Source organism: Bacteroidales bacterium (genome assembly GCA_035342335.1).
Taxonomy (GTDB): Bacteria; Bacteroidota; Bacteroidia; order Bacteroidales; family JAGONC01; genus JAGONC01.
On sequence record DAOQWY010000023.1, the window covers coordinates 19,480 to 40,951 of the forward strand.

General features: G+C 50.1%; 15 protein-coding genes. 8 read left to right on the forward strand and 7 right to left on the reverse strand.

The window, feature by feature from the left end:
- Positions 1-86: 86 nt before the first annotated feature.
- Positions 87-3,953: a PEP/pyruvate-binding domain-containing protein gene (locus PKI34_10910; GenBank protein ID HNS18320.1), complete on the reverse strand. Its 3,867-nt coding sequence runs from the start codon at positions 3,951-3,953 to the stop codon at positions 87-89.
- 144 nt (positions 3,954-4,097) lie between these two features.
- Here PKI34_10910 and gdhA point away from each other — a divergent pair, with 144 nt between their 5' ends.
- Complete coding sequence (gdhA, locus tag PKI34_10915) at positions 4,098-5,453, forward strand: NADP-specific glutamate dehydrogenase (GenBank protein HNS18321.1); 1,356 nt, start codon at positions 4,098-4,100, stop codon at positions 5,451-5,453.
- Positions 5,454-5,580: 127 nt separating this feature from the next.
- Here the strand turns inward: gdhA and PKI34_10920 are convergent, their stop codons facing one another.
- The 3 genes from PKI34_10920 to PKI34_10930 are packed head-to-tail and all read right to left on the reverse strand — an operon-like array spanning position 5,581 to position 10,063.
- Entirely contained in the window at positions 5,581-6,633 is a 1,053-nt protein-coding gene (locus PKI34_10920; GenBank protein ID HNS18322.1) for a DUF4340 domain-containing protein, read from the reverse strand.
- The gene (gene gldG / locus PKI34_10925; protein ID HNS18323.1) at positions 6,630-9,260 is read right to left on the reverse strand and encodes a gliding motility-associated ABC transporter substrate-binding protein GldG; all 2,631 of its coding nucleotides are present in this window, start codon (positions 9,258-9,260) and stop codon (positions 6,630-6,632) included. Before gldG ends, PKI34_10920 begins: the two co-directional genes overlap by 4 nt.
- 20 nt (positions 9,261-9,280) lie before the next feature.
- Positions 9,281-10,063: an SAM-dependent chlorinase/fluorinase gene (locus tag PKI34_10930; GenBank protein HNS18324.1), complete on the reverse strand. Its 783-nt coding sequence runs from the start codon at positions 10,061-10,063 to the stop codon at positions 9,281-9,283.
- A gap of 128 nt (positions 10,064-10,191) precedes the next feature.
- On the opposite strand from PKI34_10930, the gene PKI34_10935 reads away from it, so the two are divergent.
- Both PKI34_10935 and PKI34_10940 read left to right on the forward strand, forming a co-directional pair.
- Positions 10,192-11,139 (forward strand): PhoH family protein, encoded by a 948-nt coding sequence (locus PKI34_10935; GenBank protein ID HNS18325.1) that lies wholly within the window; start codon positions 10,192-10,194, stop codon positions 11,137-11,139.
- A 48-nt stretch (positions 11,140-11,187) separates the two neighbouring features.
- Positions 11,188-12,141 (forward strand): phosphoribosylaminoimidazolesuccinocarboxamide synthase, encoded by a 954-nt coding sequence (locus tag PKI34_10940; GenBank protein ID HNS18326.1) that lies wholly within the window; start codon positions 11,188-11,190, stop codon positions 12,139-12,141.
- Here the strand turns inward: PKI34_10940 and PKI34_10945 are convergent.
- Positions 12,133-13,056, reverse strand: coding sequence for a nucleoside phosphorylase (locus tag PKI34_10945; GenBank protein ID HNS18327.1), 924 nt, complete (start codon positions 13,054-13,056; stop codon positions 12,133-12,135). The two genes, PKI34_10940 and PKI34_10945, sit on opposite strands and share 9 nt — an antisense overlap.
- A gap of 45 nt (positions 13,057-13,101) precedes the next feature.
- On the opposite strand from PKI34_10945, the gene PKI34_10950 reads away from it, so the two are divergent.
- The 5 genes from PKI34_10950 (at position 13,102) to PKI34_10970 (ending at position 18,874) form a co-directional block, all read left to right on the forward strand.
- Complete coding sequence (locus PKI34_10950; GenBank protein HNS18328.1) at positions 13,102-14,346, forward strand: competence/damage-inducible protein A; 1,245 nt, start codon at positions 13,102-13,104, stop codon at positions 14,344-14,346.
- Between the two features lie 195 nt (positions 14,347-14,541).
- Positions 14,542-14,781: a 50S ribosomal protein L28 gene (gene rpmB / locus PKI34_10955; GenBank protein HNS18329.1), complete on the forward strand. Its 240-nt coding sequence runs from the start codon at positions 14,542-14,544 to the stop codon at positions 14,779-14,781.
- Between the two features lie 312 nt (positions 14,782-15,093).
- Complete coding sequence (locus PKI34_10960) at positions 15,094-15,753, forward strand: carboxypeptidase-like regulatory domain-containing protein (GenBank protein HNS18330.1); 660 nt, start codon at positions 15,094-15,096, stop codon at positions 15,751-15,753.
- Positions 15,754-15,839: 86 nt separating this feature from the next.
- Positions 15,840-18,326, forward strand: a complete 2,487-nt coding sequence (locus PKI34_10965; protein ID HNS18331.1) for a TonB-dependent receptor — start codon at positions 15,840-15,842, stop codon at positions 18,324-18,326.
- Positions 18,327-18,499: 173 nt separating this feature from the next.
- Positions 18,500-18,874: a four helix bundle protein gene (locus PKI34_10970; GenBank protein HNS18332.1), complete on the forward strand. Its 375-nt coding sequence runs from the start codon at positions 18,500-18,502 to the stop codon at positions 18,872-18,874.
- A gap of 51 nt (positions 18,875-18,925) precedes the next feature.
- On the opposite strand, the gene rocD is transcribed toward PKI34_10970, so the two are convergent.
- Together rocD and PKI34_10980 are read right to left on the reverse strand one after the other, a co-directional pair.
- Positions 18,926-20,182, reverse strand: coding sequence for an ornithine--oxo-acid transaminase (rocD, locus tag PKI34_10975; protein ID HNS18333.1), 1,257 nt, complete (start codon positions 20,180-20,182; stop codon positions 18,926-18,928).
- Between the two features lie 116 nt (positions 20,183-20,298).
- Entirely contained in the window at positions 20,299-21,456 is a 1,158-nt protein-coding gene (locus PKI34_10980; GenBank protein HNS18334.1) for an ATP-binding protein, read from the reverse strand.
- Positions 21,457-21,472 lie beyond the last annotated feature (16 nt).

A 21,472-nucleotide genomic window follows, 5' to 3' on the forward strand; every position in this document is an offset into this window, starting at 1 on the left:
ACGTAATGCAAATATAATTGTTACAAACGCTCTGATCCTGCCGACAAGGTATCTTTTTTACGAATATGCTTCAATCAGCCTCTTCTCTACTGCCATATGATCACCGAAATGCGTTGTTTCCCGTCCATTTTTATGATCAGCGGTTTTTCAAATCGAATATGGTTGAAGAAATCAGTTTGGGTGACCACGGATTGCCTGTCAAGTATATCCCAGCGGATGAATGTTTTTGGATTTTCCTCCTGGATCGAAAAATAGCCAACATTCATCGAAGTGACATTATGAAAGAAGTGCGAGCCTGAGGAGGCATCCAGGGGAAATCCTTCGAGGCTTGTTTCCACAATGATCTTTGCGTTGGAGATCTGGGGCCAGTTGACCGGTATGCCAATCCAGCGGTCACGGCTGCCCCAGCGTCCGGGACCGATCAGCACATATTGCCTGCCCTCTTTTCCCATCTGGGTGTTCAGCCGGTCGATCTCTTCGGCCATCTCCGTGGTACGGGCCTTATCGAACCTGTTTTTGTCGACATAAATGACATCGTGAAGGTTTGATATCATTCCGTTCCCCATTCCTTTCTCCGTGTACAAGAGCAGCTTCTCTTTGTCAATTTCATCCATGTCGACATGGTAATCCTGTGCACTGCCAATCAACGGCTTGATCTGCAGCAAATAGAACGATGCCCTGTAATCCTTGTCCTTATTGAGATCCACGGCAAATTCAATTTCGACGGGAGAGCCCAGTGCTTCCTTGACAATATCCAGCGTAACATCGATGGTCTGCGCAAGGGGGATGAAATTGTATTTCAGAATGTCAGCAAAGTTAACGATCCGGGGTCCGGGCTTGTTCAATCCCGGCATGATGGTATTATTTTCAGCATTGTAGACGGAGGCGCAATGCTTCAGCGTGCCGTGACGTTCGGCATCGTCAATGTCCAGGCGGGCGAGCCCGGCTGTGTCTCCTTCCAGAAGGTTCAGCTCTTTCTTTTTCAGGTCGATGGCAAAAAATTCCAGCTGGGAGTTCTGGAACTGGGCTTTGGGCGTATTGATCTCCACATTGGGATATTTTGGAGAAAAACGATGGGCTTTTTCTCCTTCGACCACATATTTACCCAGACCAAGTGCCAGAACGGCAAATCCTTCTTCCGGTTTCATGTAGGAAAAAGGATAAAAGTTATAGGACTGCGCAACACCGCTTACATGTGGATAATACGCGTCTTCAAACCGGTTGCCGACCACCTCCTGCAGTACGACGGCCATTTTCTCTTCTTCCAGCTTATAGTTAATCGACTGAATATAGCCGCGTGCAGTGGGCGAAAAGGCAGAAGCGTAAACAAGCTTGATGGCATCCATCAGCTGGTTTAACCGCTTGATGGGATCAGGATGCGTGTTGGGCAGAAGGTACGTTTCGAAAATACCGGCAAAGGGTTGCATCAGGGAGTCTTCAAACAGACCGGATGAACGCACGGCCAGGGGCCTTGTGACCAGTTTGAGGTAGGTTTTCAACCGCCTGATAAGGGTCTCCGTTAAATTACCTTTCAGGAACATCTTTTTAACTACTTCATAATCATCCATATACATAACCTTGTCGTATAATTTGTTCCGGATCATGAAGTACTCGAATTCGTCGGTCCCGATCACGGATGTGATGGGTGTTTTGATGTTGATGTTGGGTATGTAACTGGGAAAGTCGAAATTGTAGATCAGCGTGTTGATGAAGGCCAGGCCGCGGCCCTTGCCTCCCAGCGATCCTGACGACAGGCTGACAACATTGGTTTCGTCGAGGATGTTGGATTCCTCAAAGGGGACCACCTTGCCCTTATTTTGCTCGTCGCGGAACTGCTGAATGACGCTGAGTAAATACTGACGTATGTTTTCCGTTGATTTGAACTCCTCCACTTTTTTGGGATGCAGGATACGGGCGGCCTGAATTTCCCCCCGTGCCATAAGCCACAGCGAAAAGTGATCGTGTCTTGCGTGATACAGAAGCGATTCGTCCGAGATCGTCTTCAGCTGTCTTTCAAACTCCTTTAGCGATTGGGCAACCGCGATCTCATTTCCTTCATTGTCCCTGAAAAAGAAATTTCCAAAGCCCAGGTAGTGGGTGATGAAACTTTTCAGATCCTGCAGCAGGCTATCGGAGTTTTTATCAATATAAGTGACTTTCAGATCAAAGGCGATTTTTTCAGTTTCTTTTTCCGACGATTGAAGAATGACCGGAAGGCGCGGGAGGTCCTTGCGGACTTGCTGGATGATTTCCACTCCGGCATCTTCCAGGGGAATACCCTGCTTGTCGAATTTCATATCCGTGATCAGGCACAGCATATGATCCTTGTATTTATTCAGGATCTGCATGGCCTGCTCATAGTTGGTGGCCAGCAAGATCTTGGGCCTGGCTCTCAGCTTCAATACTTTATACAATTCATCCGAGCTGACATCCGTAATGATCTGACGGGTCTGCTCCATCACGATCTGGTACAGCAGCGGCAGATACCGGGAAAAATACTTCGACGAATCCTCGATGAGCAGGATGATCCTGACCAGTCCGACTTCGGTGTCATTGGACACATTGATCTTGTCTTCCAGGTGTTTGACCATGGCAAAGAACATCCTGGATTCCCCGTTCCAGACAAACAGGTTGTCGATGCACCGTGTCAGCTCGATGTTGTTCTCGAACGACGCCAGATCCCTGTTGTTGTTGAGCAGCAGGAATACAGGGATATAAGGGAATTCTCTTTTGACCAGGCAGCTCAGTTCAACCGGGGTGGTCCTATCCACTCCAATCATGACGATGACCAGGTCATAGTGTCTTTTACGCAACTGTTCCATCGCTTCTTCGATCGTCGAGACACCTGTGATCCTCGGAATGGATGTTAAATTCAGCTGTCGGAACTCACCCAGGACATACTCGGCGAACTTTCCTTCCTTTTCAATATTGTAAGCATCGTAGAGGCTCGCCACCAAAAGGATCTCCCTGACTTTGAACGGCATCAGGTCGTGATAGATATCCCTGTTTATATTACTGTGCGTAAGATAATTATGCAGCAGGTGACGGCCGTATTTCGGCTGGTCGGAGGTGGGTTTGAATTTATCAAGAATGGATTGATCGGACAGTGTTTTTTTCAGGATGGCCTTTCCTTTCAGACTATTCAGATATCCGATGATCAATTCGGAGAGATTATGCAACAGCTCCCGTTCCTCTTTCATGAAGGGACCTTCATCGGAGCGGGGAAACTCTTTCAGGTAAAAAATTTCAATGGAACCTTCCTGGTTGTCGATGGTGATAAAGGGCTGACGCTGGGTCCAGCCTGTTTCCCTGAAGCCGGGGGAGATGAATTCCATTCCGGCAAAGCGAATGCGGGCCACGGTAAATTCCGGATATTGCCACGCCTGGGGCAGGATCATGACAATCTGCTGAAGTGAATCCTCCAGGGGTTTTCCTTCCTTCAGGATACTGGTCGTGCGGTTGATGCAGGCCATCTCCTTCAGACGCTCCCTGGTCTCGTAGGCATTTTCCAGCCCTTTCAAGCTGTTCAGGTATCCTACCAGAATGCCGCTGATGTTCATGATCAGATCACGTTCTTCTTTCAAAAACGGACCTTCGTCCGATGGTGGGAACTCCTTCAGATAATGAACCTCGATGGCACCTTTCTTTCCGTCGATCGCTTCAAAATCCTGTTTCTGAGCCCACGGGGTTTCCTCAAAGTTGACACTGTGATAATGATGATGATCATAGATGATCCTCACTACGGTGTATTCAGGATATTGCCAGGCATCCTGCAGGATGTTGCACAATTCACTCAGGGTTTCATCAAGCCGGCGGTTAGACCGGATCAGACTGATCGTCTGATTGATGGCGGTCAGCTCCTTCCTCCTCTCCTGATTCTCGGCCAGCAGTTTTCTTATTTGATCAGGATCACTTTGCATCTGTTTTATGACAGCGTTTTTTTGCTCATTCATGGCCATTTCTTTAATAAAGATAGAGCACCTAAGTTAAGTGCCGGAACCACCAATAAAAATAACGCGATTTTTAGAACTGTTGATGGAATTTATTTAATATTGCTCTTCTTTTTTCTGAAATCACTAATTCAAATATCTTTAATTATGTCAAATCCAGTTCATGACCAGATGGTCAAAGAGTTTATGGCAAAGGTCATTGCCAGAAATCAGGGTGAGCGGGAGTTCCACCAGGCGGTGGAAGAAGTGGTATCATCACTTATGCCGTTCATTGAAGAGAATCCGAAATACCGGGAGGCCAAGATCCTCGAGCGCATGGTTGAACCCGAAAGGGTCATTCTTTTCCGTGTACCATGGGTTGATGACAAGGGAGAGATCCAAATCAACAAAGGGTACCGTATCGAGATGAACAGCGCCATCGGGCCGTACAAGGGTGGCCTGCGGTTTCACCCGACGGTCAACCTGGGTATCTTGAAATTCCTGGCTTTTGAGCAGGTATTCAAGAACAGCCTGACCACCCTGCCGATGGGTGGCGGCAAGGGAGGATCTGATTTTGATCCCAAGGGCAAATCCGACAATGAGGTGATGCGCTTCTGCCAGAGTTTCATGTCAGAGCTTTTCAGGCATATCGGGCCCGACACCGACGTACCAGCCGGTGATATTGGTGTGGGGGGCCGCGAGATCGGATTCCTTTTCGGGCAGTATAAGAGGCTCCGGAATGAGTTTACCGGTGTTTTGACCGGCAAGGGATTGGAATGGGGCGGCAGCCTGATACGCCCGGAAGCAACCGGTTACGGACAGGTCTACTTTGCGGAGGAGATGCTGAAGACCCGCGGCGAATCCTTGAAAGGTAAACTTTGTATCGTTTCGGGTTCCGGTAACGTGGCCCAGTATGCGGTCGAAAAAGCCACACAGCTTGGAGCAAAGGTCTTGACCATGTCCGACTCCAATGGTTTCATCTATGACAAGAATGGCATCGATGCGGAAAAGCTGGCGTACATCAAACAGCTGAAGAATGTGAAACGGGGAAGGATCAAGGAATATGCCGACAAGTTTGGTGCTGAATACGTTGAAGGTCAGCGCCCCTGGGGTATCAAATGCGATGTGGCTCTTCCTTCCGCCACACAGAACGAAATCAACGGCGATGACGCCCGAACACTGATCAGGAACGGCTGTTTTGTGGTTTGTGAAGGAGCCAACATGCCATCCGCTCCGGAAGCCATCGAAGTGTTTTTGGAGTCCAGAATTCTTTATGGCCCCGGAAAAGCAGCCAATGCAGGGGGTGTTTCGACTTCAGGCCTTGAAATGTCACAGAATTCCATGCGGCTTTCCTGGACGCGCGAGGAAGTTGACCAGCGCCTCCACCGGATCATGGTCGATATCCATAAGACCTGCGAAAAATGGGGCAGGGAATCCGATACATACATTAACTATTTCAAAGGTGCCAACATCGGCGGCTTTGTCAAAGTGGCCGATGCCATGCTCGCCCAGGGAATCGTCTGATAGTACCCTACCCCTGCACCCCTCCCCTGCTCGCAGGGGAGGGGACGGGGGAGGGGTATTGAATACGATGCCCCACCCACGCTGGTTTCAGCACAGGCAGGCGATATCCATCGCCCCTGATCATTTTTTACTTATTCAGATAATACGGTAGCGGACGGGTGATGCGGTCAAAGACAAAGAACTGGATCAGCGCCGTGTCATTACCCTCGTTGAACACAGCATAAAGCCTGTCGCGGTCAAATATGACCGGATTGCCTTCCAGGTCAATCTCCCCGGGCATTCCGGGCTTCCGGTAGGTTTTTACGACCTGCTGGCTTCCATCGTTTAACGTGACAGTCAGAATGTGCAGGGGCGGGACGGAGAAGACCGTATCTTTCCGCTGGGGATTCATATCATTGACCAGGGCCTCGAAACGGATATTCATGAAAGAGGTCAGGAAATCAAGCGCCCGTATCGTATCAAATGACCGGATCTCTTCCCGGGAGTGCTCACCGTAGAGCCGGAGAGAAAGGTCGCCTTCCCTGACCACCCTGAATGAATTTATAGGCTTCGCCGGAAATTCAACCGTGACCGAGGCAATATCCTTTAGGGGAACAGCAAAGATGGAATGATCCCTCCAATCATTTTCAATGGTTCTGTAGCGCGATTGAACAAATCCCCTGAAGCCGGGCATGTAAACAATGAAGGGCGTCTTTGAACCCTCCATCAGCATATACGTGCCAATGTTACTCTGGGTGACGTGCCCCACGTAATAGGTCCTGACTTTTTTTTCATGCATCAAAAGCCGAATCTTCTTGAAAAGCATTATGCGTGGCACCCATTGGTAAATCTCAACCTTCACGGAATTCGCCGACAACAGACGCACCACCGTGTTATGTGCAGCCTCGGAAACCGGCTCAAGAACAGCCAGGTTAAGCATGGTCTTTAGCAAAAGATCCACACTCTCCTTTTGTGCCTTGTACTTCCCGTTAAGTTTCCACCCTCCGTTCGGCTGGCGTTCCAGTAAAACATTCCGGTTTTCTTTATCCGAAAGAAAGATCCTGGTGACCGATGCCGTGTCGCTGATGGCAAACGATGCTGCCTTCTGGCGGGTGGTCGTTCTTGAGCTGGAAACAATCAGCAAAATGGCGACGATCGCCAGAATAACGATCAGGATGCCGTAAATGAGGTTTTTTTTCATGAGGTTTCAGATGGAGAAGGTGGATTATTCACGACGGCATACCTTCGTTTCCGCACATAGGCCCTGATGATGCCATACAGGAGGATCAAAACGACCGGTAAGAGCGTGTTGATCAGCTGGTAGGCTGTCCGGCCGGCTGTCAGCTTGGTTTTGTCCAGCAGGCGCAGTTTGATCTCTTTCGATCGCGCTGCGATCAACCCCGAGTCGTCGCAGAGGTAATTGACTGCATTGAGGATGAAATCGCGGTTGCCGAAATGTTGCCGGGTGTATTGATCAAATCCAAGCGGCAAGGGATACCCCTGCGATACATGCAGCTGGTTCCGGATGATGTCGCCGTCCGATACCACGATCATACCGGTGGGCACACTCCGTTCCTGGAATCCGATCAAGGGGCTGTCCTGTATCTGTGGCGGGATCCTGTTCCTGAACACGGACTCAAACTCCCCCTCCAGAAGGACGGCAATCGGCAGGTAAGCCGAGCGGAATAAAAGTGGATCCGGGTCCTCCTGGCTGAGGCGCAGGTCGATGAGGACAGGACTCTGTAAAATCCGGGTGTATTCCGAGGTGGTCAGCAGGATCGTTTTTCTTATGCCATCGGCACTGATCGTGTCCAGGCTGCTCACAAAACCCGTCATGATTGCATTCAGATTTCGGACCAGGGGATGGTCCGAGGTCGGGAAAACGACCGGAAAGTAGTACCAGGGTACAAAGCTGATCTGTGGCTGACCCCCGATCGAACCTGTTACCATCCGGATGGGCAGGGCATTCAGATCCAGGAGCAGGTCGGGATTCGCACGTACGCCATAGTTGAAAAGCATATCCTGAAGGTTCACGTCCCGTGCCAGTCCCAGCGTTGTGGGTGATGATTCCAGGCTATCCATCGTCGCCTGAACCGGATCGATCAGCCATAGAACCTTTCCGCCCTGCATGATGTACTGGTCGATGATGAACTTATCCTTTTCACTGAACATTGAATCCGGCTGTGCAATGATGATGGCCGCATACTTGTTCCGGATGATCATGTTCCCGTCTGCTGTGGTATCCCGCTGAGTAAGGGCAAAGATCTTCTCATCGATCCTGATCCGTTCCACCTGATAATATTCCCCTAATGACTGCGTGATGTCGTACACCTCGATCGCTTGAAGTTCTCCGTGCCCTTCAATGAAAGCAAGCTTTGGCTTGGAGGTGACCGTGAGCTTGTGGATCATGCTGGAGATGTTGTACTCAAGCGACTGGACTGAATGGTTGAGGATCTCTTCCGGCGTCTGACCGATCTGAGTTTGCAGAAATTCAAGCGGCAACTCATTCTGCCTGAAGGAGACGATCGCCCCGGGGAAAATGATCTGCTGGGATGATCCGCCGGTTGTCTTCACCTGCAGGTCGGTTGGATTCAATCCTTTCCTGACCAGCTCCTCGTGCCGGGCATTCACTTCCGCCTGTGTAGCCGCATCCGACGGATTGATGAACTCATACTGTATCCTGGAAGAATAGGCCCTGAATTCATCCAGCGTCTCCTTCACCGCATTGCTCAGCCGTTTAAAGCCGGCCGGAAAATCGCCTTCGAGGTAAACCTTGAAATAAACAATATCCTCCAGGTCCCTCAGGAGCTCTTTGGTTGGTTCGGATAGGGAATAACGTTTCTCAGAGGTCAGATCGATCCTGGTAAAGGCATGCGAACTGATCAGGTTAACCACCACGATGATGCCCAGCACCAATCCAAACGACAGGAGGCTGCTTGCCCTGAGATTCTTCTTCCCTGAAGACCTGAAGACCCGAAGAGCTGAAGACCTGAAGACCCGAAGACCTGAAGACCCGAAGACCCGAAGACCCGAAGACCTGAAGACCCGAAGACCTGAAGACCTGAAGACCCGAAGACCTGAAGACCCGCCCCCCGCCTCCCACTTCCGGCTCTCGACCACCAGCAGTGTCAACGTGAGGAACAGGAAAATGCAACTCAGAAAATAGACCACATCCCGTGTGTCGATTACGCCACGGCTGATCGAAGCATAATGCGATTGAATGCCCAGCGACTGAATGAAAAGGCCAAACCTCCCAAACAGGTCAAGGGAATAGATCAACTCAAAACCAAGGTAGGCGAGTCCACACAAGAGGACACCTATGACGAAGGCAATTATTTGATTGTCAGTTAGTGATGATGAAAAGATCCCAATGGCCACAAAACAGGCTCCGAGGAACAACAGGCCCAGGTACGAACCCCAGGTGCCGCCCATGTCAAGGTTGCCGACAGGCTGACCCAGCCTGTAAACCGAAATGACATAGAGCAGGGTCGGGATCAGGGAAAAGATGACCAGCAGCAACCCGGCAAGGTACTTGGCAAACAGGATCTGAAAATCCGTCAGCGGTTTGGTCAGGATCATTTCGATGGTGCCGCTGCGCTTTTCTTCGGCAAACGATCGCATCGTAATGGCAGGTATGAGGAAAAGGAACACGAAAGGCGCAATGACGAACAAACTGTCGAGTGATGCATAGCCAAAATCGGGGATGTTGAAATCACCCGGGAAGACCCAGAGAAACAGACTGTTGATCAGCAAAAATACAATGATGACCACATAGCCAATGACCGAATTTAAAAAGCTGTTGATCTCCTTCTTGAGCAGGGCTAACATCCGAGTAACTTAATCATTTGTCATTCTCCAAATTCCACCCGCACGGGATCATCAACGTTCATTCCCAGCAAACTGCCTGCATTGCCACGGTTCATGGCAATCTCGAGCAATCCCGTTGTTCCGAAAATGGCCAGCATTTCACCTTCCGGTACGTCACTGTAGGAGGTGCTAATCGACCGGATCTTGTATTGCGGATTGCGGAAGGTGATCGTAAACCGGCTGCCTTTTCCTACCGTGCGGAACAGGTGACTGCTGATGTTGGTGATGAGATTTTCATAGACGTCCACATAGATGATCTTTCCCTTGATGATCTTTCCATCCGCCACAGGCTGAAAGGATATGAGCCGTGTGAGCAAGGGTCGTTTCACCCCGAGCTGTTCAACCGGATTTCCCTGGACGATGTGCACGGCAACCTTCACGAAGACGTCGCGTTCGGAAAAGGTAAAGTAATCCGAATCCTGGATGATGTCCAGCTCGATGATCTTTTCCGGTTCGTGGTCAAAAATGAGTGAGAAGATCCCGGTGTCGGCCCCGATGAAATAATGGCCGTCATAAACAGCCAGGGTGTGCGGCGTGTCGATGGAAGCCTCTGTGCTGATCCCGATGATATGAACCGTGCCCGCGGGAAAATTCTTATAGCTGTTGCGAAGCACAAACGATGCCTGGTTCAGGTCAAAGGGCGCGATCTGGTGGGAGACGTCAACAATGGTGACATCCGGCAACTGTGAAAGCAGGGCACCTTTTACACTGGCGAGATACGGATCCTTCGTTCCCCAGTCACTTGTGAGTGTTATGACAGCCATAGGCAGTTTTCAGAAAAGACGTGCTATCGTTCCGACAATTTGCTTTATTTTTGTCGACCTCAAAATTACGAATTTGATTGGAACGTTGCTGCTTTTTAATAACTTTGATAGGTGTTAACTCCGTATGAATGACCGAAAAGATTTTCAGCATTGAATCGTACAGCGCGCTGGACATATATGGCGTGAATGACCGTAATGTACAGCTTATCCGGAATGGATTTCCCCTTTTGAAGTTTGTGATCCGGGGGGAGTTCATCAAGGTGATCGGTGAGGAAAACGAAATTGAACAGTTTGACCGGAAATTTTCGGCCATGCTGTTGCATTATGATAAATTCGGGAAGCTGACAGAGCGTGATGTGGAGCAGATCATCGGCCAGGCAGAGGATCCCGGATACGATCAGGTCGGTGAGATGGCCAGTGATATCCTGCTGCACGGCCGGCAGGGTAATTTGATCAAGGCGCGTACGGCCAATCAGCAGAAACTGGTTGAAAGTACCGAAAAGAACGATCTGGTCTTTGCCATCGGACCCGCAGGGACGGGCAAGACCTACACAGCCGTGGCCCTGGCCGTCAGGGCCCTGAAGAACAGGGAAGTCAAGCGGATCATCCTTACCCGCCCGGCTGTGGAAGCAGGGGAGAACCTTGGATTCCTGCCGGGTGACCTGAAAGACAAACTGGATCCCTATCTGCAGCCCCTCTACGACGCGTTGCGCGACATGATCCCCACCCAGAAACTGCTTTCGTATATGGAAGACGGTACCATCGAGATCGCACCCATCGCCTTTATGAGGGGAAGAACCCTGGATAACGTTTTCGCCATCCTCGACGAAGCACAGAATTCAACGATCCCTCAGATGAAAATGTTCCTCACACGGATGGGGAAAGCTGCCAAATTCATCGTTACCGGCGACATCACCCAGATCGACCTGCCTGGAAATCAAACATCGGGTCTGGTGCACGCCTCTGAAATTCTTCGGGATATTCCGGGCATCGGTTTTGTCATCCTCGATGAATCGGATATCATTCGCCATAAGCTGGTGGCCAGAGTGCTGAAAGCCTATCACGAAAAACGGTAAGAATACCGGCCGGATGAACACGTGTTAAAGAATTAATGTGTCAACCCTATGAGAGACGCCATTGTTGAAACTAATTTTTCATTCCCCGGACAGAAAAATGTCTATAAAGGAAAGGTCAGGGATGTCTATACGATCGAGGGTCAGTACCTGCTGATGATCACCACCGACCGGATCTCAGCCTTCGATGTGGTGCTGCCCCGCGGAATACCCTGCAAGGGACAGGTGCTCAATATGATTGCCTCCAGGTTCCTGGATGCCACGGAAGATATCATCCCCAACTGGAAGATCGCCACCCCCGATCCAATGGTTACCTTCGGCCGCCTCTGCGAACCGTTCAAAGTTGAAATGGTCATCAGGGGATACCTGTCGGGCCACGCCTGGCGGGAGTACAGTCAGGGAAAACGGATGCTTTGCGGCGTCCGCCTGCCGGATGGAATGAAGGAAAGCCAGCGGTTCTTTTCACCGATCATCACACCGACCACCAAAGCCGTGGCCGGCCACGACGAGGATGTATCCAGGGAAGAGATCATCGCCTCCCAACTGGTCGGAGAGGAAGATTACCGGCAACTCGAAGACTATACTTATGCTTTGTTTGAGCGGGGAACACGCCTGGCCGGTAATATGGGACTGATCCTCGTTGATACCAAATACGAGTTTGGTAAACTCGACGGGCAGATCTACCTGATCGATGAGATCCACACACCCGATTCATCACGGTATTTCTACAAGAATGGTTACGAGGAACGGCTTGAGAATAACGAACCTCAAAAACAGCTATCCAAGGAGTTTGTGCGTGAATGGCTGATGCTCAACGGCTTTCAGGGAAAGGAAGGACAAAAGGTACCGGATATGGATGACGCCTTCGTTCATCAGGTATCTGAAAGATACATCGAACTTTATGAAACGATCACAGGTGAACAATTCCTGAAGGAGGAAGCAACCGATGTGGTCAAAAGAGTGGAGGAGAACACACGCCGGTTCCTTCAGGCCTACCTAAGGTAATTCCTGTAAATTCCGCAGCCGCTCGACAAACAGCTCCACAAGATTCCTGACCATACGCTGGTATTCCGGATCAAACTGATTGGTGGCCCTGTTTGCTATGGCCACGCAAATCGTCAGGGCTTCGTGTCCGAGCAGCGTACATAAGCCGTACAGCGCTGCGGTTTCCATTTCGTAATTGATGATTTTTTTCCCTTTGTATGCGAAGGAAGCTATTCTTTCATTCAGATCCGGGAACGCCAGCGGAATGCGGACCGACCGGCCCTGCGGGCCGTAAAATCCCTGTGCAGTGAGCGTTATGCCCCTCAGCAGCCCGTCGCCCAGGCTGGATGTCAGAAAATCGGAACCTTTTGCAGCATAGGGCAGTGGCAGCTGCTTCGGCCAGCCGATGTGCTCCCTGAACGTGTCGGCAAGCTCTTCCTCCAGCCTGTGGTGGTGATCGTAGTAGTTCAGCAGTCCGTCGATACCGATGGCATATTCCGAAAGAACAAAGGCATTCAGCGGCACCTCGGGCTGTATGGCCCCTGAAGTGCCGATTCGGATGACGGATAACCTGGTATGCTCTTTTTTTCGGGTCCTGGTCCTGAAATCGATATTGACAAGAGCGTCAAGTTCGTGTACGACGATATCAATGTTGTCGGTTCCCATCCCTGTGGAGAGAACGGTTACCCTTTTGTTGCCGAGGTATCCGGTATGGGATAGGAGTTCCCTGTTCCGGATGCGGGACTCCATCCGGTCGAAATGCCGGGATATCACCCCGACCCGGGCCGGATCGCCCACCAGGATGACGGTTGGCGCCACCTGGCCGGGCTTCAGGTGCAGATGATAGATGCTCCCGTTGGGATTGATGATCAGGTCAGTGAATTTATAGGTGGTCGGGTTCATGCCGGCAAAAGTAATTAAAATGGCCTTGCACATCCGTGGCGGAATTCAGTTAATTTTGCCCCTGCCAAAGATCCATTCATGAAAAAAGCTGAAATCATAGCCATTGGGGATGAACTTCTCATCGGGCAGGTCGTCAACACGAATGCCGCCTGGATTGCTGCGGAGTTGAATGCCATCGGGATCGAGGTCGTCCGTATGACAGCTGTCGGGGATGACCGGGCTGAGATCCTGGAATCGATGCAGGCGGCATCCCGACGTGCCAGTCTGATCCTGATGACCGGCGGACTGGGCCCGACAAAGGATGACATTACGAAAACGGCCCTCTGCGAGTATTTCGGTGTCGGGATGCGGTTCGACGAATCCATCTTCGGTCAGGTAGAAACATTGTTGCAGAACCGACGGATCCCCATGAGCGATTCGCACCGTTCGCAGGCATCTGTTCCCGAAGGATGCCATCCCGTTCCGAATTTCCTCGGAACAGCGCCGGGGATCTGGTTTGAGAAAGAGCACCGGATCTACGTCGCATTGCCCGGCGTACCCTTTGAGATGAAGGAAATGATGACGAATCATCTCCTTCCCCGTCTGAAGGAACGCTTCAGGGGCGATGCCATCATTCACAGGACCGTTCTTACCACAGGAGCGGGTGAGTCACAGATCAGTGAAATGATCGCATCCTGGGAATCGGCGCTCCCGGCAGCGATCCGGCTCGCCTACCTGCCACAGCCCGGACTGGTCAGGCTGAGGCTTTCCGCGCGCGGGAAAGATGCTGATGAGCTGAAAAACGGGATCGAAGATCAGGTAAACCGCCTGAAACTGCTCATCCCGGATCTGATCTTTGGCTATGATGATGACTCCCTGGAAGGAGTGATCGGCCAACGGCTTGCAGAAGCTCATCAGACCCTGGCAACCGCCGAGAGCTGCACGGGTGGCTATATCGCCCACCTGATCACCTCTGTCCCCGGAAGCTCGACCTATTTCATGGGATCGGTCGTCTCGTATGCCAATTACGTCAAGGAACAGGACCTGGGAGTTTTAACCGGATCATTGATGCAGTATGGTGCCGTTAGTGAGCAGGTTGCCGCCGAAATGGCCGGTGGCATCAGGAGCAGGTTCAACGTTGACTACGCAATTGCCACTTCCGGCATCGCCGGCCCTGATGGCGGCACACCGGAAAAACCGGTCGGGACGGTCTGGATTGCCATCGCCTCCGCCAAAGGTACGGTCGCACGGAAGTTCTTCTTCAAGGATGACCGCCTCCGGTTCATTCGCAGGACTTCCCTGGCAGCACTGAATATGTTGAGGATGGAGATCGGGGATTCGTAGTCATTTGCTCGGCCCTTTGGACCTCGCGTAATTAATAGTCATTCAGACGAAAAAAAACCATGAATAACCATGAATAACCATGAATAACCATGAATGACTATAAATGACTAAAAAATTCCCCTCATTTGTTTATTTGATTTTTTTTACCGTACTTTGCACCCCACTTTTAAGAACGATCGTAAATTTTAAGGAAAAATGTCACGAATTTGTCAGATCACGGGTAAGGGCATGATCGTAGGAAACAGCGTTTCCCACTCGCATATCAAGACCAAAAGACGTTTCTACCCCAATCTTCAGACCAAGAAATTCTTTATCGAAGAAGAAGGGAAATGGATCACCCTGAAAGTTTCCGCAGCCGGACTGAGGAACATCAATAAAAAAGGTTTGTATGCCTGCATTCAGGAAGCGCGGGAAAAGGGATACCTGGAGAAATAAGATCACAATCAAAAAGCAAGAGATATTTTGGAATGCCGTTACCTTCGGGAAACGGCATTTTTGTTAATGTACCCCACCCCTGCACCCCATCCCTGCCAGCAGGGGAGGGGTATATGGCTTAACTCCCAGTTACTTGCACAGGAATTTAAGTTCAATCCCGATATCCATCAGGATGCCCTGGGGTCCGTACTAGTGATTTACTTTCCCATGTCAGGAAGTGCGGAACGTTGAAAGGTTTGATTTTTTGTTGAAAATAAATTTATCACAGGGTCGTTTTAATTAATCCGCTAAATCGAGGTAACTTTGCTGCTCATGAGGAAGTGCTGTCATATTGCATTTTGTTTTGTATTTCTTCACCTTACCGGTATCGTTCTGGCACAGACAGAAGGCAAGCAGACCCAGGAACACAAAGAGCGATTGGTCCAGTTCTCGGGTGTCGTGGTCACAGCCGACAGCCTCCGGCCGATTCCCTTCACGCACATCATGGTCAAGCAATCCCGCAGGGGCTCTGTGGCAGACTATTATGGCTATTTTTCTTTTGTGGCCCGCGCCGGCGATACGGTGTTGTTCACTTCCGTGGGATACAAAAGATCCTCCTACACCATCCCGGATACCATCACCAGAAGCCGCTATACACTGATCAAAACAATGATTTCGGACACGATCATGCTGGATGAGACCGTGATCTACCCCTGGCCGACAAAAGAGCAATTCCGTGAAGCTTTCGTTAAGATGGACATACCGCAGGACGACCTGGAACGCGCACGGATCAACCTCGCCAGGTCCGAAATGAAGGAACGTGCCATGCAGTCACCCATGGACGGAAGCATGAACTACAAGAACTATATGTATTGGGAAACCTATAAGCATTATTACATCGGTCAGACACAACCCATCACCATCCTTGACCCCTTTGCCTGGGCTCAATTCTTTAAGGCGTGGAAGGAAGGGAAATTTAAGAGGAAGAAATGAGAGAGGAGAGAGGAGAGAGGAGAAAGGAGAAAGGAGAGAGGAGAGAGGAGAGAGATGTGAGGAGGAAATCTTTTGAGGTTACTTGAATGCCTGGAAGAAAGTTTATCGTCATTTTTTTGTTTTCTCTGCTGCCGGTGTTACTACTGGGACAGGAAACGGCTGTCATCCACGGCAGGGTGACGGCCAGCCGTTATGAACCACTGGAGCTGGTGAATATTTCCGTACAAGGGTACCCCAGTGGCAACGCGACGGACAAATCCGGAAAATATGAGATCCGTGTTCCGGCGCGGACGGAGATCAGGGTCGTTTTCAGTTTCGTGGGCTATGTCACCCAGCGGTTTGATCTTTACCTGGAACCAGGGGAGAGGAAAGAGATGAATATCATCCTGATCCCCTCCTCCACTGAACTGCCGGATGTGGTGATCGAAGATCAGAAACTGAGAACCACCACTCTGACACGCATCGACCCGAAAGACGCGACCTTGATCCCTTCCGTATCAGGCAGCTCCATCGAAAGCCTGATCAAAACCCTGCCTGGCGTGGCCGGAACGAACGAACTGAGCTCCCAGTATTCCGTACGAGGGGGAAACTATGACGAAAACCTGGTCTACGTTAATGATATCGAAATATACCGCCCGTTCCTGATCCGCTCAAGCCAGCAGGAGGGACTGAGCTTCCTCAATCCTGACCTGGTTTCGGCCATTTCGTTTTCCGCCGGAGGTTTTGATGCGGAGTACGGCGATAAGATGTCGTCGGTCCTCGATATCAAATACCGGCAGCCCACACGGTTCGCGGGTTCATTCTCCCTCAGCCTTCTGGGCGCCACAGCGCATCTTGAAGGAGCAACTCCGGATCAACGCTTTACTTATCTGCTGGGCGCCCGGTACAAGAACAACCAGTATATCCTGAAGGGTCTTGAAACGGAGGGAAACTACCAGCCCATCTATACCGATGTCCAGGGGCTTATGAAATACAACCTGACCGACAGGCTCAGCTTGTCGTTTCTGGGATATGTGGCCTACAACATTTACCAGGTCGAGCCCGTGTCGCGCGAAACCGCCTTCGGAGCGATCAACGATGCCTATAAGTTCACCGTCTACCTTGAAGGGAATGAGCGTGACAAATTCGTGAACTATCTGGGGGGACTCACCCTGGATTACCACCTGCAAAAGGATCTTACCCTTAAGTTCATCACGTCTGCCTTTCATACCATCGAAACCGAAAATTTCGATATCCTGGGACAATACTGGATCGCCCGGCTGGAAACCGATTATTCGAATGAGGATTTCGGAGAGCCCACCGAAACCCTGGGCGTGGGATCCTACCTGGATCATGCACGCAACGACCTGGATGCCACGGTCTTCAACGTTGAGCACCGCGCCGTGTGGGATAAGTCGCGGCACTACATCCAGTGGGGCGTGAAATACCAGCACGAATGGATTCAAGATGCGCTCAGCGAATGGGAACTGCTTGATTCGGCAGGCTATTCACTCCCTCATCCGCGCGACTCGATCGGGTACCACGACCCTGCCGCCCAGCCTTCTCCTCCCTTTGAGCTTTATTCATCTGTAAAGGCAAGCCATAGCATTGCATCCAACAGGATCACGGCCTTTGGACAGGATAGCTGGACGATCCTGGTGACCGAATCCTCCAAACTTGCCCTGACGTACGGCGTACGCTTGAATTATTGGGACATGAACGGGGAATTTCTGGTCAGTCCGCGCGCCACCCTCTCCTATAAACCAAAATTGAAGCAGGATATCCTGCTGCGCTTCTCTGCCGGCTATTATGTCCAGCCTCCCTTTTACCGCGAAATGCGTGATTTTGAAGGAGAACTGAACACCAGCCTCAAGGCGCAGAAATCGATTCACCTCGTCCTGGGCAGCGACTGGAATTTCAGGGCCTGGTCACGTCCTTTCAAGTTCGTCACCGAGGTCTATTACAAGAAAATGGACGATCTGGTCCCCTATATCATTGATAATGTCAGGATACGGTACCTTGCGACGAATAATTCCCACGGCTACGCTGCGGGTATCGACATGAAGGTGAACGGGGAGTTTGTGAAAGGAATGGAATCCTGGGCCAGTCTCTCTTTTATGAAGACCATGGAGGATATTGAGGATGATTTTTATTATGATGCCGACAGCAATATCGTTCATCCCGGTTTTATCCGCCGTCCTACCGACCAGCGTGTCAATTTTGGATTGTTCTTCCAGGATTACCTTCCCAAAAATCCCACCTACCGGATGCAGATGACCTTTTTGTACGGGACCAATCTGCCGTTCGGACCGCCGGATCAGCCAAAATACAAGCATGTTTTCGAGTCCTCTCCCTATCTCCGTGTGGATGTCGGATTCTCCAAGCAGCTGATTGGTCGGGGAACGAACTTCTCCGAAAAGAATCCGCTGCGCCATATTGAGAATGCCTGGATCAGCCTCGAGGTGTTCAATCTCCTCCAGCATAAGAACACCGTTTCCTATCTCTGGGTGAGGACCATTGACAATTACCAGTATCCTGTTCCAAACCGCCTGACGCCGAGGCAGCTTAATGTACGATTGGTTGTGCAGTTCTAGCAGCTATTGATTTAAGAAACATAGGAACAAAGGATTTTTGAATAATACAGTAAGTCAGAATTCTTAAATCCTCTGTTCCTCTGTTCTTTAAGTCCCATTCCTTTGTTTCTTAAATGAAAAAAGCCTTCATTACCAGGGTAACATTTTCTTCTTTTCGGGATTAACAAATAAAAATGAAAAAATATGACCTTGAAGACAGGCTTGTAAATTTTTCTGTCCTGTCCATCGAGATATCCCGATCCATTCGCTCTTCAAAAGAGGGAAGTTATCTGTCCGATCAATTAATGCGTTCTGGAGTCTCACCATCCTTGAATTACGGTGAAGCTATTAGCGGTGAGTCAAAAAGGGACTTTATCCATAAACTTAAAATTGTTCTGAAAGAATTGCGAGAGACTTATAATTGTCTTCGGATTATTCAACGAACATGCAGTAAGGGATCAGAGACCTTGATTGAAAAAGCCATCAAGGAGAATGATGAGTTAATAGCCATTTTCGTAAAGAGTATTAAGACTCTGAAGGAGAAGATGGAAAGAGACGTTTTACGCTGATTTGATAAACAAAGGAACAAAGGAATTCTGATTTGAAAATTACTTCTGAAATCAAAAATCCTCTGTTCCTTTGTTTCTTAAATCAAAAAAAAGTATCGCCTCCCTGATCCGTTTCACCGCATCAAGGATCTGCTCCTCCGTTATCACCAGCGGCGGAGCAAAGCGAATGATATGCTTGTGTGTGGGCTTGGCCAGCACACCGTTCTCCGCCATCTTCAAACACACATCCCACGCTTCCTTGCCGTTTTTCGGCTTGATGACGATGGCATTCAACAGTCCTTTTCCCCTTACCAGCTCGATCATGTCGGATGGGATCTTTTTCATTTCTGCCCGGAACAGCTGCCCCATTGTTTCGGCATTTTCTGCCAGATTTTCGTCTTTGAGCACCTGCAGGGAGGTGACGGCGATCTTTGCGGCCAGTGGGTTGCCTCCAAAGGTGCTGCCGTGCTGCCCGGGCTTGATGGTGAGCATGATCTCATCGTCGGCCAGGACGGCGGAGATCGGGTAGGCGCCGCCGGACAGCGCCTTGCCCAGGATGATCATATCCGGACGGATATCCTCGTGATCCGAAGCCAGCATGCGCCCGGTGCGGGCCAGGCCGGTCTGCACCTCATCGGCGATGAACAGCACATTCTTCGACTGGCAGAGCTGGTATGCTTTGGAAAGATATCCCTCATCCGGCACAAATACACCTGCTTCGCCCTGGATGGGCTCGACCAGGAAACCGGCCACATCGGGATCTTCCAGCGCCTTTTCCAGCGCCGGGATGTTGTTGTAAGGGATCACGATGAACCCCGGCGTATAAGGACCAAAGCCTTCCCGTGCATCCGGGTCGGTGGAGGCGGAGATCACCGTGATGGTGCGGCCGTGGAAATTTCCTTCACAGACAATAACTTTTGCTTTTGATTCGGCAATGCCCTTGACGTTGTAGGCCCATTTGCGGCAGAGCTTCAGCGCAGTTTCAACGCCTTCAGCCCCTGTGTTCATGGGCAGCATCTTGTCGTAGCCGAAGAATTCGGTGATGTATTTTTCGTAGGGGCCCAGGGAATCATTGTAAAATGCCCGCGATGTCAGCGTAAGCGTTTTCGCCTGGTCGATCAGCGCGCTGATGATCCGTGGGTGGCAGTGTCCCTGGTTGACAGCGGAATAGGCGGACAAAAAATCATAATAGCGCTTTCCCTCCACATCCCAGAGGTAAACGCCTTCTCCACGTGATAGCACCACGGGCAGCGGATGATAGTTGTGCGCTCCGTATCTTTCTTCGAGCCCCATCAGGTAGGCCGAGGTCAATGTTTCTGTAAGTTCCATAAAAACAATAATTTAAGATCTTCTGTTATTGGATTCACAATTCTTTTGCAAAGGTACCGAATTCCGGGATATGGCAAAGGATGATGGGATGAATTTATTAGGGAGGGTCCTGCGTGTTACAAACCAGGTAAGTGATCCTGAAGGAAGATCTGTAAAGAGCATACCCTGAAGCCGCTGCTTAAGTTGTATTCATCACCCTCGGCCGTGATGATGAAATTAAATGTGGAGCCCAGGTTCTGGATGGCAAGCAGGTTGCCTTTATTTGGCCTGATGTCCGACCCATATTTAATTTCAATGGCTGCAAGAGGTTTTCCCCCTTTTTCAATGACAAGGTCTATTTCTGAACCATCGTGAGTACGGTAGAAAAATAATCGTCTTCCAACCTTTAACTTGGCAGAAATCTGGTCAACTACAAAACCTTCCCACGAAGATCCCATTTTCGGATTTGAAATCAGGTCTTCAAAGCTTTCTATACCCAGCAGATAATGGAACACACCCGAATCCCTGATGTAAATTTTCGGGGATTTTACCAGGCGTTTCTTAAGATTCATCGTGTAAGGTCTAAGTTGCCTGACTAAGAAGGCCTTTTCCAGAAAATCAATGTATTTCTTGACAGTTACAGAACTCAGCTCAAGGCTTTTGGAAAGATCACTGTAATTGATAATATTTCCATGAAAATGCGCGAGCATGATCCACAGCCTCTCAGCCTTGATGGGATCCGCAGGGAATCCCAGGTTCGGCAGGTCTCTTTCCAGGTAGGTTTTGACAAAATTATTCATCCATATCTGCCAGGGCGCATGATGAAGGAAGGCATCCGGAAAGCCCCCATACAGCCACAAATCCCTCATCGTATGTTCTTTAATAATTTCTTCCAGGATGAATGGTGCCAGTTCAAGGTAGGCGATTCTTCCTGCGAGTGACTCCGAACTGTCTCTGACCAGGTCGGGTCCGGCAGAGCCCAACAGGATGAATCTTGCCGGCTCTTTTTTCAGATCGATAAGGGCTCTTAACAAAGGAAATAGACCGGGTAACCGCTGGACCTCATCGATGATTACGGTCTTATCTTGTTGTTCCCGAAGATAAGTTTCCGGATCAGCCAGTTTTGAATAATCGGAGATAGTCTCCAGATCAAGGTATATCGAAGGCTTATCCAGCTTTTCCCTGATCATCTTAATGAGCGTTGTTTTACCTACCTGACGTGGGCCAACAATGGCAATACACGGAAAATAATTTGCCAGTTCCAGTATGTCTTTTTCGGCTGAGCGGGTTATCATGAGGCAAAGATACTAA

Bases quoted from the DNA above. Each gene is read 5' to 3' on its own strand.
- PKI34_10935 (HNS18325.1), top strand. From the start codon at position 10,192: ATGACCGAAAAGATTTTCAGCATTGAATCGTACAGCGCGCTGGACATA.
- PKI34_10950 (HNS18328.1), top strand. From the start codon at position 13,102: ATGAAAAAAGCTGAAATCATAGCCATTGGGGATGAACTTCTCATCGGG.
- PKI34_10960 (HNS18330.1), top strand. From the start codon at position 15,094: ATGAGGAAGTGCTGTCATATTGCATTTTGTTTTGTATTTCTTCACCTT.
- PKI34_10970 (HNS18332.1), top strand. From the start codon at position 18,500: ATGAAAAAATATGACCTTGAAGACAGGCTTGTAAATTTTTCTGTCCTG.
- gldG (HNS18323.1), bottom strand. From the start codon at position 9,260: ATGTTAGCCCTGCTCAAGAAGGAGATCAACAGCTTTTTAAATTCGGTC.
- rocD (HNS18333.1), bottom strand. From the start codon at position 20,182: ATGGAACTTACAGAAACATTGACCTCGGCCTACCTGATGGGGCTCGAA.
- PKI34_10940 (HNS18326.1), top strand. From the start codon at position 11,188: ATGAGAGACGCCATTGTTGAAACTAATTTTTCATTCCCCGGACAGAAA.
- gdhA (HNS18321.1), top strand. From the start codon at position 4,098: ATGTCAAATCCAGTTCATGACCAGATGGTCAAAGAGTTTATGGCAAAG.
- PKI34_10945 (HNS18327.1), bottom strand. From the start codon at position 13,056: ATGTGCAAGGCCATTTTAATTACTTTTGCCGGCATGAACCCGACCACC.
- PKI34_10930 (HNS18324.1), bottom strand. From the start codon at position 10,063: ATGGCTGTCATAACACTCACAAGTGACTGGGGAACGAAGGATCCGTAT.
- PKI34_10965 (HNS18331.1), top strand. From the start codon at position 15,840: ATGCCTGGAAGAAAGTTTATCGTCATTTTTTTGTTTTCTCTGCTGCCG.
- PKI34_10980 (HNS18334.1), bottom strand. From the start codon at position 21,456: ATGATAACCCGCTCAGCCGAAAAAGACATACTGGAACTGGCAAATTAT.
- rpmB (HNS18329.1), top strand. From the start codon at position 14,542: ATGTCACGAATTTGTCAGATCACGGGTAAGGGCATGATCGTAGGAAAC.
- PKI34_10920 (HNS18322.1), bottom strand. From the start codon at position 6,633: ATGAAAAAAAACCTCATTTACGGCATCCTGATCGTTATTCTGGCGATC.
- PKI34_10910 (HNS18320.1), bottom strand. From the start codon at position 3,953: ATGAATGAGCAAAAAAACGCTGTCATAAAACAGATGCAAAGTGATCCT.